Source organism: Cetobacterium sp., from assembly GCF_977044495.1.
In genome coordinates this window covers 1-1,388 of record NZ_CDRRQU010000099.1, presented here as the reverse complement: position 1 = coordinate 1,388, position 1,388 = coordinate 1, and the positions used below count along the sequence as shown (strand labels likewise).

General features: G+C 25.5%; 2 protein-coding genes and 1 pseudogene. All 3 read left to right on the top strand.

What is annotated here, in order from left to right:
* Positions 1-183, top strand: a pseudogene (locus ACWI69_RS12165) (hypothetical protein); the annotation flags it as partial.
* Between the two features lie 241 nt (positions 184-424).
* Entirely contained in the window at positions 425-637 is a 213-nt protein-coding gene (locus ACWI69_RS12160) for a ParA family protein (protein WP_448822098.1), read from the top strand.
* Between the two features lies 1 nt (position 638).
* A complete protein-coding gene (locus ACWI69_RS12155) occupies positions 639-941 on the top strand; it encodes a hypothetical protein (protein WP_448822097.1) in 303 nt (100 codons plus the stop codon).
* The last annotated feature ends 447 nt before the right edge of the window (positions 942-1,388 follow it).

Here is a 1,388-nt window from a genome sequence, read left to right as displayed (position 1 = left end):
CTTGAAATGGTAAGACAGGCAAGCATGTATAAGATAGGTCGTTTCAATAAACAGGATATTCGGGAACTTTGTCCTACCCTTAGCAACAGCTCAATAGAAAAAGCATTTAGAGATCTTATTTCATTAGGCGAAATAAAAAAAGAAGGCAAAGGTAAAGGAACCTGTTATTACAGATTAAAGTAATCCCTTTAAAGTTTTGTTTTCCCTTGTTTGTGTTGCACTTTTAAGGGAATCATTAAGCTAAAGCATCTCTTCGGAGGTGCTTTTCTTATACCATTTTTCAGTAAAAAGGAGAGACTAATGGTAATTTTAACCGGAATATTCAAATCTCACGATAAGCCAACAAACAGTCTGAACGGCTAATGTCGTCAACTTAAGAGAAATAAAAAAATAACAAAAAATTTTTTAAAAAGGCTTGACAATAGTGAAAAAATTTATAGCCTGGTCTTGTGCCCTAAATATTGACATAAGACCAATATTAAAAAATATACTAATTGATACACCTATTCCGGGAAGTATAAAGTTAAAAGAAACTAGCTTAAGTCATAAACCAGTTAATATTACAGCTGAAAAACATCAAGCTTGCATTGAAATAAGAGAAGTTGCTAAAGAATTAAAAAAGAAAGGAATTTTATAATATGGGAAATAGATTTAAACAAGCTGCTGAATATCAGCAGAATCAAATAAATAAAAAAGAAGTAGAAAATAAACATGAGAATATAGAGCAAAAAGTTGAGCAAGAAGAAACAGGAAAAAATCTTAGCTTAAAAAATATTTTATCAAATATAGAGAATAAAGAAGTATCATCTAATTATACATTTTATCTAAAAAAAGATAATGTAGAAAAGCTAAGACACATAGCAAAACAAAAAAAATATCATCATCTAAGTTACTTGATAGTATATTGTCAGAGGTATTATCCAATATATAACAAAATATAAAAAACAATACAATATAAAATACATAAATTAATATAATAAGAAATATATTATATAATATATTATATAATATATAATATATTATAAAATATAATATATATTCTAAAAATGATTGTATTGATGGAATGAATTTTATTAGTTAAACCAAGAACTCTGTGACTTTAGTTGTGGGAGATTCAGCGTATACTATAAATAAAAAAGATGATTATATGGTGCAATAAAACAGTAAAATCATAATTTATTATGATTTGGTATAAGGGAATATGAGAATTATGAGAAAGCACTGGGAATGGGTATCCTGGTGCTTTGTTTTTATGTGAATTTTACTCAATAGCAAAATTTTTAGGTTAATTATTAGATAAAAAATATAATATATAGTTTGTTTTTCTTGAATTTATATATGTAAAATATATAATAAGTATATAAAAAGTAATACTTAATATATACTTA